The organism is Labilibaculum antarcticum, from assembly GCF_002356295.1.
In the GTDB taxonomy this organism is placed as follows: domain Bacteria; phylum Bacteroidota; class Bacteroidia; order Bacteroidales; family Marinifilaceae; genus Labilibaculum; species Labilibaculum antarcticum.
Genome location: NZ_AP018042.1, coordinates 2,790,385 through 2,804,194, shown reverse-complemented (window position 1 = coordinate 2,804,194; position 13,810 = coordinate 2,790,385). Strand labels below are relative to the sequence as shown.

The 13,810-nt window shown below is 37.9% G+C and carries 10 protein-coding genes; 3 read left to right on the top strand and 7 right to left on the bottom strand.

What is annotated here, in order from left to right; all coding sequences use genetic code 11:
- Positions 1–822: 822 nt before the first annotated feature.
- The 6 genes from ALGA_RS11055 to ALGA_RS22960 all read right to left on the bottom strand — a co-directional run bounded on the left by ALGA_RS11055 (position 823) and on the right by ALGA_RS22960 (position 9,573).
- Entirely contained in the window at positions 823–2,364 is a 1,542-nt protein-coding gene (locus ALGA_RS11055; protein WP_096433586.1) for a RagB/SusD family nutrient uptake outer membrane protein, read from the bottom strand.
- Positions 2,365–2,385: 21 nt separating this feature from the next.
- Positions 2,386–5,415, bottom strand: a complete 3,030-nt coding sequence (locus ALGA_RS11050; protein WP_096429358.1) for a SusC/RagA family TonB-linked outer membrane protein — start codon at positions 5,413–5,415, stop codon at positions 2,386–2,388.
- 40 nt (positions 5,416–5,455) lie between these two features.
- On the bottom strand, positions 5,456–6,601 hold the full coding sequence (locus ALGA_RS11045) for a dipeptide epimerase (protein WP_096429357.1): 1,146 nt from the start codon (positions 6,599–6,601) through the stop codon (positions 5,456–5,458).
- Between the two features lie 13 nt (positions 6,602–6,614).
- The gene (locus tag ALGA_RS11040) at positions 6,615–7,790 is read right to left on the bottom strand and encodes a C40 family peptidase (RefSeq protein WP_096429356.1); all 1,176 of its coding nucleotides are present in this window, start codon (positions 7,788–7,790) and stop codon (positions 6,615–6,617) included.
- 140 nt (positions 7,791–7,930) lie between these two features.
- On the bottom strand, positions 7,931–9,406 hold the full coding sequence (locus ALGA_RS11035; RefSeq protein WP_096429355.1) for a glycoside hydrolase family 10 protein: 1,476 nt from the start codon (positions 9,404–9,406) through the stop codon (positions 7,931–7,933).
- A 2-nt stretch (positions 9,407–9,408) separates the two neighbouring features.
- A complete protein-coding gene (locus tag ALGA_RS22960; protein ID WP_153244847.1) occupies positions 9,409–9,573 on the bottom strand; it encodes a hypothetical protein in 165 nt (54 codons plus the stop codon).
- Between the two features lie 211 nt (positions 9,574–9,784).
- Between ALGA_RS22960 and ALGA_RS11030 the strand changes: the two genes are divergently transcribed.
- From ALGA_RS11030 to ALGA_RS11020, 3 genes are all read left to right on the top strand, one after another.
- On the top strand, positions 9,785–11,059 hold the full coding sequence (locus ALGA_RS11030; protein ID WP_096429354.1) for an exo-beta-N-acetylmuramidase NamZ family protein: 1,275 nt from the start codon (positions 9,785–9,787) through the stop codon (positions 11,057–11,059).
- A 274-nt stretch (positions 11,060–11,333) separates the two neighbouring features.
- Positions 11,334–12,104, top strand: coding sequence for a threonine/serine exporter family protein (locus ALGA_RS11025; RefSeq protein ID WP_096429353.1), 771 nt, complete (start codon positions 11,334–11,336; stop codon positions 12,102–12,104).
- 3 nt (positions 12,105–12,107) lie between these two features.
- Entirely contained in the window at positions 12,108–12,632 is a 525-nt protein-coding gene (locus tag ALGA_RS11020) for a threonine/serine exporter family protein (RefSeq protein ID WP_096429352.1), read from the top strand.
- A 16-nt stretch (positions 12,633–12,648) separates the two neighbouring features.
- Here ALGA_RS11020 and ALGA_RS11015 read toward each other — a convergent pair whose 3' ends face one another.
- A complete protein-coding gene (locus ALGA_RS11015; RefSeq protein ID WP_096429351.1) occupies positions 12,649–13,758 on the bottom strand; it encodes an acyltransferase family protein in 1,110 nt (369 codons plus the stop codon).
- Positions 13,759–13,810 lie beyond the last annotated feature (52 nt).

The following is a 13,810-nucleotide window of genomic DNA, read 5'->3' as shown; positions in this document are numbered from 1 at the left end:
TTGTTCGTTATTAATACAGAGAGTGTTCGATTGTGAACTATGATGGTTTTAGATGAAGATAGTAAAAAAAAAACATAGCTTTTACCCTATAAAAAAACAGGGATTCCGAAGAACCCCTGTTGCGCGGCTACTTCATAGTACCTGAATTAATATCCTGGATTTTAGCAGGCAATGGCCAATTTCGCTGGTGCTATTCGAAACAATCTACCATTTTGCCCAAAATCAAACAGAGCATTTTTTATTTTGTTCTGACACCATCTCAGATCGCTAATGGGAGGGTAATTGTTGCCGGAGAATTCAAAGAAAATAAAATTTCAACCAGATGTTTTGAAGAAAAATTTCGTTCTCATTCAAGCTAACCAAGCCTCTGTACCCATGGTTTATTCATTTGTACCCGCCGTTTGTCCATTTGTACCCACTGTTTGATCACTTGTACCCACTGAACGATCATTTGTACCCACCGTTTGATCACTTGTACCCACTGAACGATCATTTGTACCCGCCGTTCCTCGTTCTTTGAGAACTGATCGGCGTAAATATAAATCCAGTTCGGTTCCGCTTAATAAAAAATATACTCTTATTAAATAGTTCTTTCAAATTTATAATCAAGTTATAGCCTGACATGGTGGATTTGTTTTGAAGTAGAGTAAGAGTATGACCAGTCTGAGATTTTAAGCAGGCTTTTGATCGTAAATTGTATAAGTATTTATCCAGAAAACAAATGTGATCCGGAGACAGTAAAAAAATGACATAGCTTTTACTCATAAAAAAAACAGGGATTCCGAAGAACCCCTGTTACACTACTACTACATAGTACCTGAATTAATATCCAGGATTTTGCTCGATTTCACCTGTGGTTCTATCAATTTCAGCCTGCGGCACAGGCCAATATTTATGCGCTTCCGAATAAAACGGCAAGATATTAGCCCTATTCGTGCGAAGTAATTCGTGGTAACGATCATTTTCCCCTGCCAATTCGAGACGACGCTCGGCATAAATTGCATCTAGTAATGCAGTTCCTGAAGTTGTAAGAGCTGTCAAACCTGCGCGATCCCGAACAAGATTCAATGCTATCCGTGCATTACCTTCGTCGGTAGTTCTGTAACATGCTTCAGAGTAAGTCAAAAGAACTTCAGCATATCTCATAATACGAGTATTATTTGCATTATTACGAATCTCAGGAGATCGATCAGCTGGTCCTACATAAATTTTCTGCTGATAATAACCCGTTCTGTTGAAGGTCAACTTAGCCTTCCATTGATCTAAAGAATCATTAGCGACTTGAGAATCGGTTTGTAAATTATACCAATCCCAAACACCTTGAGAAATTTCATTGGCATAAACCTCATCCGTTGTAAGTAGGGTGGCCGCCTTACGAATAACATCCCCAGCAGCATCATAAGCATCAGCCAAATCCTGTGTAGGCTGGTTAATCCCGTAACCGTAAGTAATATTCCTTGGAATTTGGAACAAAGTTTGGAAGTTCCCATTATTTGTAGTTGCTCCGGCCTCTGTTAACGATTCAATAAAATCAATTTCAAATAAAGATTCAATTCCATTTTCTCCATCAAAAGAAAAAACATGAGCATAATCAGGATCCAGCTGATATTCATTAGAATCCATCACTTTCTTAGCCCAAATTTTTGCATCCGCAAAATTTTCAGCATAAAGATTAACCTTAGCTAAAAATCCTTGTGCAAAACCTTTGGTTACCCGTCCTAAATCACTAGCACTATATGCACTTTTAACAGGCAAATTTGGTTCTGCAGCTTCCAATTCGGAAATAATAAATGCATAGACATCCGCGGTCTCGGATTGTCCAATTTTCTCTCCCGCAGTTTTAATCAAATGGTCTAATATTGGAATTCGTCCAAAAGCACGAACCAATTCGAAATGATAAAAAGCTCTTAAAACCTTCGCTTCTGAAATTAAACGATTTTTGAAAGCCACTGATTCAAACAATTCATCAGCCATTCCCTCAATCCCTACGATTGCCTGGCTCGATTTATTAATTCCACGGTAACATAAATCCCATTTATATCGAACCTGAAACATGTCGGCAGTTCCATTAAACGTTTTTAATGGTTCAAACCCAGCATTGTCACCATCGCTTCCGCTGTAGATTGCATTGTCACTCATGGTTTCACCAAAAGCCCAAAAAAACCATCCAAAACGATAATCTTTTATATCGGAATAAGCAGCAGTCAATGAAGACACTGCTTTGTCCTGACTATTAAAATATACGTCAGAGGTTTCCTGTCCCAATTTATCTTGATCAAGAAAATCATCGCTACAATTGGTCAAGACTAAACTTGCAGTCAAAACCAAAAGCAATTTGCTAATTGATTTAATATATATTTTCATTCTTTTCATGTTTTAGTAGATTTAGAATCCAAGTTTTACACCCACAACATAAGTTTTCGCCTGAGGGTAAGTTCCAATATCAACACCACGGCTTAAATAATTAGTAGAAGATACCTGCCCTATCTCAGGATCAGCACCAGAATAGTCAGTAACAGTCCATAAGTTTTGACCAGAGAAATACAATTTAGCCGAATTTAACTTTAACCTATTCAACATACGTTTTGGGAAATTGTATGCCACCATAAGATTTTTCAAGCGCATGTATGATCCATCCTCCACAAAACGATCAGAAGTACGATTTGTGTCATTCCTGTCGTAACCAGTAAGCCTTGGCATATTGGTATTTGTATTCGTTGGAGTCCAGGAATTCAACATATCCTTATGCTTGTTTGTTTCATCAAACTTATAAAGGTGAGTTTTCATCGCATTGAAAATCTCATTTCCTTTAGATCCTTGAATGAAAGCACTAATTTCCCAATTTTTATACTGAGCTCCTAAATTAATACCGTAAGTATAATCAGGATCAGGACTTCCAAGTTTGGTTCTATCATCGCCGTCCACAACACCATCACCAGTTACATCTACAAACTTCATATCACCAGGCTGAAGACCTGAGTTGTCGGAACCTTGTTGAATTGCGTACTCATCAATTTCAGATTGTAACTGGAACACGCCATCGGTTTTATATCCATAGAAGTATCCAATAGATTCCCCTTCCTCGGTTCTTGTAGCACTTCCCAAGTAGTAATTTCCTCCGGTAATTGGCTGTCCGGAACCAAGACTTTTCATCTCATTTTTATAAGTTGATACATTTAATCCGATGTTGTAACTGAAATCTTTTCCAACCTGATCTCTCCAACTTAAGGAAACTTCAATTCCTTTATTATTTGCCTCTCCAACATTAACAACTGGTCCTGATTCATATCCATAATAGTAAGGAATTGGTACAGAAAGCAACATGTCTTTTGTATCCTTATTAAACCAATCAAAGGAAACTTCCATTCGAGCATCAAACAAAGCTGCATCAACACCAAGATTTAAAGATTCAACAGTTTCCCATTGAATATTGCGATCTTTCATCGATGTTACAACGTAACCCTGATTTACAGCCTCATCATTGCCCAAAATATAACGATACTGAGCACTACCATTCATGGTTGTTTGGTACGGGTAAGTTCCAATATTCTGGTTTCCAATCTGTCCCCAACCTCCGCGAAGTTTTAAGATAGAAAGCCAATCAATTTCTTTCATGAAATTTTCTTCGGAAAGCTTCCATCCCAAGGCTACTGAAGGAAAATATCCCCAACGATTACCATCAGCAAACCTGGAAGATCCATCGGAGCGGAAGTTAACAGTCATCAGATATTTGTTGTCGTAAGAATAGTTAATACGCCCCAAATAAGACATTAATGTGTACTCCGAAGCAGAACCAGCTGCAAGATCTCCATCAGCTGCTCCATCCAAAAACCAAAGTGTTTCATCTTCATTAGGAACATTAGTTTTGCTACCCGACATCCATTCGTCACGGCTTTTCTCCTTGGTAAAACCTACCAAAGCACCAATACTATGTTTCCCTATCGTTTTGTTGTAGGCTAAAGTATTTTCCCAAGTCTGATACACAGAACGCTTATAACCTCTATAAACCTTACTTATTCCATTACTTTGATTTGTATTCACACTGTAAACCGGATCAAAATCATAAGTGTCAGTTACACTTCTGTTCAAACCATAACTGGTTTTAAATTTTAAATCTTTAATGATTTCCAACTCAGCAAAAACATTCCCTAATAAACGGAATTGTTCAGTTCTGTAATTATCGTATTCAATTTGAGCAACAGGATTTGGATAATCCGTAAATTTAGAATAATCATATTTTCCATCAGCCTTATTAATCCATACTGGAATAACAGGCTCTAATTTGATAGCTGTATTAATAACACCTGTATGGTAACTACCTTCTAAAATTGAACTCCTCTTATTACTTTGAATATTGATATTGGTTCCAATTTTCAAATATTCTTTGGCTTGATATTCTGTTTTCAATCGAGTATTAATTCTTTCGTAATCAGAACCTATTACAGTACCTTCTTCGTCATAATACCCAACACCCACGATATAGGTTAATTTATCAGAACCTCCGGAAACATTAATATTATAATCCTGAACCGTAGCCGAACGAGTAATTTCATCAAACCAATCAGTATTTACACTTTTATCAACCTGAGATAAATCAAGTGGAGAAGTTCTGGTTTTATTCATTTCCTCCTGAATGGAATACCATTCAGAACCTGAAGTTGTTTCCCAATTGTTAAGAACCTCTTTTACGCCGTAGTAAGCATCAACCGAAATTCTTGGGGCCGAATTCACTTTTCCGCTTTTTGTACTCACCAAAACAACTCCGTTTGCCCCACGAGAACCATAAATAGCAGATGAAGAAGCATCCTTCAAAACTTCAATAGATGCAATATCATTCGGATTAAGAAAATCAATATCTGATGTTGGTATTCCATCAACAACATATAATGGCTCTGCATTATTTACAGATCCAATACCACGAACACGGATAGAAGTTGATCCCCCTGGAGATCCACTGTTTGAAATTACCTGTACCCCGGCAATTCTACCCTTTAATGCATCACTCACCGTATTAATAGGCTGAGACTCTAGATCTTCGAAATCTACAGATGCTACTGCACCCGTTATATCACTTTTTCTCTGAACACCGTAACCCACAACCACAATTTCGTCCATTGCGAAATTATCAGATTCCAGTGCCACATTTAATTCTGTTTGAGCACCAACTGTGGCCTCAAATGATTTCATTCCAATGTAAGAAAATACCAAAATGGTATTCGTTCCAATTTTAATTTCGTATTTCCCATCAAAATCGGTAGTTGTTCCGTTGGTTGTACCTTTTACGACAACCGAAACTCCCGGGATAGTCAACCCGTCTTCTGCACCGGTAACCACACCTTTAACCAGCAAATCCTGTGCCCAGGATACCTGCCAGCCAAGAAGCATGATTAGCGTAAAGCATGCAATTTTTCTCATAGTGTTAAATTTAGATTAGCAAAAAATAATTAAAAATTACTTATATTTTCGTGACTCCAATTCCCGGACGGTCGGGCAAAATTACTTTCCCGTCGAGAACCTGAATTCCTTTAAAAGGATCATTTGATATTAATAAATTCCCATCCAAATCAGCCCAATCCACCATAGGCGACAGTTGGGCTGCCGCACTAACACCGCAAGACGTTTCCGTCATGCATCCTATCATCACTTTCATGTCCAATGAACGGGCTACATTCATCATTTTATGAGCTTCGCGCATTCCTGTGCACTTCATCAATTTAATATTGATACCAGAATATACACCCTGCAATTTTGCTACATCATCCAATCGCTGAATAGCTTCATCTGCAATTGTTGGCAAAGGGCTGTGCTGTGTCAACCATGCCATATCATCCAGATTGTGTTTATCCATTGGCTGCTCAACAAAAACGACTCCCTGTTCTTTTAACCAATGAATTTTATCTAAGGCCTCATGCTTGTCTTTCCATCCTTGATTCACATCAACACACAAAGGCACATCTGTAATTTTGCGAATTGTATTAATCATCTCCTCATCGGTACCTCTCCCAATTTTCACTTTTAACATTTTATAAGGAGAAGCTTCCTTCACTTTTTCAATTACCACATCAGGTTTATCCATTCCTATGGTAAAGGTTGTTACCGGAGTATCCTCCTTATTGTAACCCCATATTTTAAACCAGGGCTTCTCCAATAATTTCCCGATTAAATCGTGCAATGCAATATCAATTGAGGCCTTTGCCGCACAATTTCCATCAGCAACAGCATCCACATAGCTTAGTATTTCACTCAAGCGGAACGGATCGGAGAACTGTTTTAAATTCAAACTGTTTAAAAATTTAGTCGCAGTTTGGTGTGATTCGCCCAAATAAGGAGGCATTGAAGCTTCACCATAACCAACAACTCCTTCCCACTCAATTTTCGTAAGCATAACCGGAGTGGTTGTTCTGGAAAAAGATGCAATGGTAAACACGTGCTTCAGCTGCAACTCATATGGCTCAAAGCTAAGTTTTAGCCCTTTGCCAAAATAACTTGATTTTCCAGTTCCAGTTCCAGTTCCGCCACAAGAATTCATGGCTGGAAGCAAAAATGCAGCTCCAGCTAATAAACCGGTGTTTCCTAAAAATTTTCTTCTGTCTATTGTCATTTTTTTTGCTCTCTTAATACCATGGGTGCTCAGAAACCCGCACAATACCGGACTCTCCTATTCTACTTAAAACCCGTCGGCCACCCAACCAGGTGATCGACCTGTAATTATTATAATTTTCAGCTTCAGGATCAAAACTATTTATTCTAACTCTGCCTGAAGAATGAATATATTCTCCATGATTCATATACATTCCTACATGAGTAACTTTCATTGGCTTCTCATCTGTCTTTGCTCTTCCGAAAAAAACCAAATCTCCCTCTGCTAATTCCGAAAACCCATGCCCGGGAGAAATGGTATCTCCATGAAGAAACTGTAATGATGCATCACGGGCTAAAATAATCCCGTTTATAAAGTAAACTGATTTAACAAATCCACTGCAATCAACCCCTTTAACAGAAGTTCCGCCCCACAAATAAGGCCGTCCGATAAATTGCTTTGCCGTTTTGGTTAAAAGAGCAATATCTTCTAACTCCCGATTTTTCCAATCAGAAAACACTTCACAGTTTGATTTTTCAACTTGTATTCTTCTTCCATCGGGCAATGCCAAATCATAGCTGTCTTTATTCTCTTTCTCAACCTCAAGGATTGAACCAGCGACCAAATCGGTCACCACCTCATTTTGTCCCGGATCTTTTACTACTTCGAAATCAGGAATAAAAATTATTCTTTTTGAATTCCTCCACTGCTCCATCTCGCCTTCTGTTTTTTGAGCGATTGCAGCTCTATCAACCCAAGCAATATATCGATCAGGAGTTTGTATTTGATACCAACCATCCTCTTCCTTTAATAACCTGACCGGTGTTCCCATTATTGATTGAGAAACAAGCTCTGCCGAATGCTTTGGATAGGCTCTTAAGTTCACAACACTTAAATTGATTACCCCCCAATTCTTATCCCCTAATTTTTTCTCGGGAAGTAAAACCAAGCTATCTACCAAATGAACTTTCAAAACTTCCAAAGCTGAGAACAAGGCTAACTTTGCCTCCGACAGAGATGTCTCACCACTAACTACTAATCCGTTGTCCTTACTAATAGAAAAAGCAGGATCAAAAATTGCCTCTCTACCATCCGGTGCAATCTGCAACTTTACAGTTTGAGAAATTTGGCTTGCTTGTTGCAACAAGTCTGAGTTGTTACTACAAGCAAAACCAATAAAAATAATAACTAACCAAATTTTATTTCTCATCTCAACACTAATTGGTATTACATCTTACATGATTCCAAATTTAAACACATCCATTGATTTCCTGTAACGGCTCAATATGTTTAAAAGCACATACTTATCATACAAGTGAATATATTTTAATTCAATGAATAGCCATCTATTTATTTGCCCGCTTTTATCCAATTGCTGGCGGCACTTTCAAAATGACCTCTATCAACTGATTTAACTAAGTAAAACATCATTTTTCCTTGTATTGGCATTTCTAATTCCAAAGAAGTTGTAATACAAAATACTTTATCGTTTTTAAATGATTTTCCAGACGACTGATATACTACATAGTAAATAGCTCCTTCAACAGCATTCCAAGTCAGTGCATCTTCCTTTATTTGCAATTCTACTGCTTCCAACCTGGCTTTTTGATAGTTACTGTTCTCCAAATTAAGAGCAGGAATCTGATACACCTCTGTTTGTAAGGCTTCATTAATTCCTAATCGGTTTTCGGTGAAATTCTTCGAACAAAAAAACATGCTCCCATTTAATCCATTCAAACGACGATTCATTTTTATTTGTCGGATGATTTGATCTGTACTTTGCCAAGCCTTACTTTTAGAAGCAGAGTCCAAGCGGTAAGCTCCATGCCCTATATAACACGGCTTACCAAAAGAATTTTTTCGCCACCACTTGGCAAGAATTCGATAATTCGCCACCTTTTTTCCAATGTGCCAATAAATTTGAGGTGTCACATAATCAATCCAGTCGTTTTTTAACCACAACAAAACATCAGCATACAAGTCGTCATAATTCGTTTGACCAGCCTTGGTTCTAGATCCGGATTTATCCATATCCTTATTGCGCCAAACTCCAAAAGGAGATATTCCAAAAGGCATCCATGGCTTAATTGATTTAATTGTATCGTTAATTTGTCTGATCACCTGATTCACATTATCTCTTCGCCAATCATCAATTCGATCCGGATAAAAGTCACCTCCATTTTGCACAAAACTTAACGAATCAGGAAATGGCTTTCCTGCAATTTTGTAGGGGTAGAAATAATCGTCGAAGTGAATTGCATCCACATCGTATCGTCGAACTACATCTCCTACAATTTTAGATACGTAAGCTCTGGTTTCGGGCAAGCCGGGATTAAAATACTTGTGTTTCCCGTATTTTAGAAACCAATCAGGATGTTGATTTGTTATGTGTTCAGGATCTGTTTTTGCATTCTCATACAGAAATACCGCCCGGTAAGGATTCATCCAGGCATGAAGTTCCATCGCTCTTTTATGGCATTCCTCGATTACGAATTTCAGTGGATCGTAAAATGGATCTGGAGCAATTCCCTGCTCACCACTCAACCATTGTGACCAAGGCTCGTAGAGTGATTGATAAAAAGCATCGGTAGCTGGTCGAATCTGAAATACAATGGTATTCATTCCGTTCTTTTTGTGCTGATCCAAAAGAGTGATCATTTCTTTCTTTTGCTCATCAACAGAAAGTCCTGTTTTCGATGGCCAATCAATATTAGCAACTGTAGCTACCCAAACCGCACGCATCTCTCTTTTCGGCGATTTGTTTTTAGCCATTGCACCAAAGGCAATCAACAACAATAACAATCCTATAAATCCTTTTTTACTCATTTCTAATTGTATGTTACTCTCATTTTATAAGTCCAATCACCAAAATAAATGTTCCCAGCTTTCCACTCCAATTCACCTCTTTTAAAATTGACAGGTTCATCTCTTTCGGATACAGCATCCAAAAGCTTCTCCTCAATAAATTGACTGGCGATAGTAATTTCACCCATCTCAATTAAAAAGGCTAAATTTGCTGCGCTTACATCAGACAGCTTGCAACCTATGAAAAGAAAGCAAAAAATAATGACTAGAACATTTCATCATTTAAAAATATTCTTTAAGTTGTCATACATGTTACAAAAATATAAAATTTATTAGTTTTGCAATGGAATAAACAAGAAAACAAGAGTCTAAATTGCAAAAACTTAAAAAATAGTCATCATGATTAATAACAATGCATTACGTATTCCTTTGAGAGCAGTCTATTTCCTTCTATTAGTTTGCTTGCAAGTATTATTTTTACAAAAACCAATTCTTGCTCAAAAAGTAGATACAGGCATAGATGTACTACAAAAAACCAACTATGCAATTCTTAAAGGAAAAAAGATTGGAATCATCACCAATCCTACGGGAGTAAACAAGGATCTAGAGTCGACTATTGATCTGCTTCACTCTTGCAACGAAATAGAGGTGAAAGTTCTTTTCAGCCCTGAACATGGAATACGGGGAGATCATGCCGCCGGGGAGAAAGTAGCAAGCTACACCGACAAGAAAACAGGTATTCTAGTCTATTCTTTGTATGGCAAGCAACAAAAACCAAATGCCAAAATGCTAAAAGGTTTGGATGCTATTATTTATGACATTCAGGATATTGGTGTACGATCCTATACCTACATCAGCAGCATGGGATTGCTAATGGAAGCTTGCGCCGAAAATGATGTCGAATTTATCGTACTCGACCGACCAAATCCTTTTGGAGGAAATAAGATAGAAGGCTGTTTAGTTGAGCCGAAGCAAATATCTTTTGTGAGTCAGTTTCCGATACCCTATGTATACGGACTAACTTGTGGCGAACTGGCTAAATACTTGAATGAAGAAGGCTTATTAAAGGAAAGCAAGAAATGTAAATTGCAAGTAATCGCAATGGATGGATGGAATCGAAGCATGACTTTTCGGGAAACTGGATTGGCTTGGGTGCCAACTTCTCCGCACATTCCTAATTCGATGAGTGCAATTTACTATGCGGCATCGGGCATACTTGGCGAATTGTATACTATTTCGATTGGTGTTGGTTACACTCAGCCATTCGAATTATTTGGTGCCGAATGGATCGATGCTGATGATTTAGCAGAAAATTTAAATGATTTGGACATTCCTGGCGTTCTATTTAGACCTGTACACTACAAACCCTACTATTCCGTTGGCAAAGACATTATGCTGCATGGAGTTCAATTGCATTTTACGGCCATTCAAAAAGCACCTGTTTCCCTCATTCAATTCTATGTAATGCAGGAATGTCACAAATTGTATCCTGATAAAAATCCATTTGAGATGTGTGAAGCCTCACGACTAAGCATGTTTGATAAAGTATGCGGAAGCAAGGAAATCAGAATGAGATTTACAGAAGATTTTCTGGTAAATGACATTGAGGAACTTTGGTCTTCGCAGACAGAATCATTTAAAGAAAAATCAAAAAAACACTACTTGTATAAGTAAAAAGTATGAACTATAAATTCAAATCATAATTTCCCCGCCACTTCCGAAGTTAAAATTCTTAAAATGATTACATTTGCAACGTAAATTCCTTGAATCTTAAAATCAATATAAACTTCAAAATAGAAGCTCTCTTTTAAATATCTATACTACTTAACTACAAAACACATTTACCTGCAGTTAAACATATAGTAACAGATTACTATCAGGCAGATCAACAGAAACAGGAATTCGGAGTACTCAATTATCAAATTAGAATCATTTTAAAACAAATATTATGGTTTTATCCGAAAAAGATAAGATTAATGAGCTGTGTGAAATCCTGCTCGAAGTTGGAGCCTTACTTATGGAGACCGGAGCAAATACATTTAGAATTCGGGTTACTGTAATGCGAATAGCCTCGGCCTATGGATACCATGCCGAATTATTAATTACCCATCGTGCATTAATGTTGACCATAAACAACGAAGAGTCGAATCAATTCTTTAGCCGACTGATGCAAACATCGACTCATCGTGTCAATTTCAAAATTGTGAGCGGACTCAGCAGAATGAGCTGGCACATTATAGAGGAAAAATGGGATTTGGAAATGGTTCGTAATGAAATAGACCGACTGAAGTCTGTATCTCATTATCCCCGAATCGTAACACTACTGATGGTAGCTTTGGCAGGCGCCTCCTTTTGTCGCCTTTTTGGTGGTGAAGCCATCGAAATGATCGTTGCATTTGTGGCAAGCTTTATTGGCTTATATGTAAGACAGGAAGCCGTAAAAAGAGAGTTCAATCCCTATTTATGCATTTTCTCAGCCGCGTTTGTGTCATCTCTTATTTCGGGAGCTACAGTTTACCTGCATATTGGCAACAACCCCGAATATGCTTTTGCCACCTCTGTTTTATATTTAATTCCTGGAATTCCATTAATTAATTCTCTACTGGATCTTCTGGACGGAAATATTTTAAACGGTGTGGTGAGAGGAATAAATGGATTAACCATTGCCCTATCGATTGCCTTAGGCTTATTGGGAGCAATACTAATTTATAACATTTAAAATATGGAGTGGATTCATTTATATGAAACCTGGATTTGGCTGGGCTTTGCAGCTACTGGTTTCGCAGTACTCTTTAATGTTCCTCCCCGAACATTATGGGTGATATTTATTATGGGTGCTCTGGGTGGAACACTAAAGCTAATCTGTTTAAAGTTGGGAATAAACATCATTCTTAGCTCTTTTATGGGCGCCATACTCATTGGATTTTTAAGCGTTGTAGCAGCTCACCTTAGACATTCGCCTCCCTTCATTTTTGCAATTCCTGCAGTTATCCCAATGGTCCCCGGTGCATTTACGTACCGCATGATGTTGGTAATTATCCGTTTAACGGGAGAAAATGATCACACCATTTTTCTTCAATTGCTACAGGAAACATTTGATAACGGATTAAAAGCCTTTTTTGTTTTAACAGCACTTTCGCTGGGTGTTGCTGCCCCCATGTTACTTAGCCGTAACAAATCAACAAAAGAAATTAAACCGAGTAAATTTCTAACTAAAATATTTGGATCAAAAAAAGCTTCGGATTAAATCCGAAGCTTTTCTTTTATATTTTAATAAAAATCTTCCGTCGGTAGAGAAATAGCACGATAAGCCAATAGACCATTATATGAGCCAGAGCAAAAAATAACGACCCGTTCATATCTCCTGCCCAGGATGCAAATGCATTTTTATACAACCAGGCGTATCCGGTCATTGAATTTCCAGCCTGATCTGAAAAGTGAACCAAATAAATAATCACTCTTACCCAAACTCCTGAAAGAACATAAATGAATAGAGGATTCATTCCGAAAACCAGAAAAGGATGAGCCCATTTCTTGTACTCCAAAATATCGATCAGGTAAATCATTACAGCTAAAACCAAAAGGGCTAAACCTGCGGTGTAAACCACATAAGAACTAGACCAGATTGGTTTATTAATAGGAAATCCCAAATTCCAAATCAAGCCAACAATCACACCTAAAGAACCAAACATCAATAACTTTAGAACCAACTTCTTTCGCTCGGTGGACGCGATTAAAAATCCAGAAAGATATCCAAGAATCACCGTTGCAATTGCAGGAAGAGTACTAAACAATCCTTCCGGATCAAAAGTTACTCCAAAGCCCTTGTACATATGACTTGCACCAAGAATCATGGCATCGAAGGCCATTGTCGGATTTCCTTCTAAACTATATGGATCATCACCGCCAAGGAAAAAAACCAATCCCCAATATGCCAAAAGGATTACGGCTGAGGCATACACCAATCGAATTTTACTCAGCGACAAACAAAGCAAACTTCCTATTCCATAAGCCAAGGCAATTCGCTGCAAAACGCCCATTATCCGAAAATCTTCCAATTTAATCTGAACAAATGGAAACGCATTTAACAACAAACCAATCCCGAAAATGATTACGGTTCGCTTCAGAATCTTCTTTCCTGCCTCGGGGCTTAATTTATGATCGAATTTTCCGAAAGCAAACCACATGGCAACGCCAACAGCAAATAGAAAGAAAGGAAACACCAGATCGGTCGGCGTACAACCATGCCACTTGGAATGGAGCAATGGAGCGTAAACATGCCCCCAACTACCCGGAGTATTCACAGTAATCATGGCAGCAATCGTCAATCCCCGAAAGGCATCCAAAGCCATTAAACGTTCTGTTTTTTTCATTATCTAGATTTTAGATCAACATTGTCCTATTTATTTTTTGTATTGGGCTATC

Excerpts from the sequence above, each read along its gene's own strand:
- ALGA_RS11055 (WP_096433586.1), bottom strand. The coding sequence starts at position 2,364 with ATGAAAATATATATTAAATCAATTAGCAAATTGCTTTTGGTTTTGACT.
- ALGA_RS11050 (WP_096429358.1), bottom strand. The coding sequence starts at position 5,415 with ATGAGAAAAATTGCATGCTTTACGCTAATCATGCTTCTTGGCTGGCAG.
- ALGA_RS11045 (WP_096429357.1), bottom strand. The coding sequence starts at position 6,601 with ATGACAATAGACAGAAGAAAATTTTTAGGAAACACCGGTTTATTAGCT.
- ALGA_RS11040 (WP_096429356.1), bottom strand. The coding sequence starts at position 7,790 with ATGAGAAATAAAATTTGGTTAGTTATTATTTTTATTGGTTTTGCTTGT.
- ALGA_RS11035 (WP_096429355.1), bottom strand. The coding sequence starts at position 9,406 with ATGAGTAAAAAAGGATTTATAGGATTGTTATTGTTGTTGATTGCCTTT.
- ALGA_RS22960 (WP_153244847.1), bottom strand. The coding sequence starts at position 9,573 with ATGGGTGAAATTACTATCGCCAGTCAATTTATTGAGGAGAAGCTTTTG.
- ALGA_RS11030 (WP_096429354.1), top strand. The coding sequence starts at position 9,785 with ATGATTAATAACAATGCATTACGTATTCCTTTGAGAGCAGTCTATTTC.
- ALGA_RS11025 (WP_096429353.1), top strand. The coding sequence starts at position 11,334 with ATGGTTTTATCCGAAAAAGATAAGATTAATGAGCTGTGTGAAATCCTG.
- ALGA_RS11020 (WP_096429352.1), top strand. The coding sequence starts at position 12,108 with ATGGAGTGGATTCATTTATATGAAACCTGGATTTGGCTGGGCTTTGCA.
- ALGA_RS11015 (WP_096429351.1), bottom strand. The coding sequence starts at position 13,758 with ATGAAAAAAACAGAACGTTTAATGGCTTTGGATGCCTTTCGGGGATTG.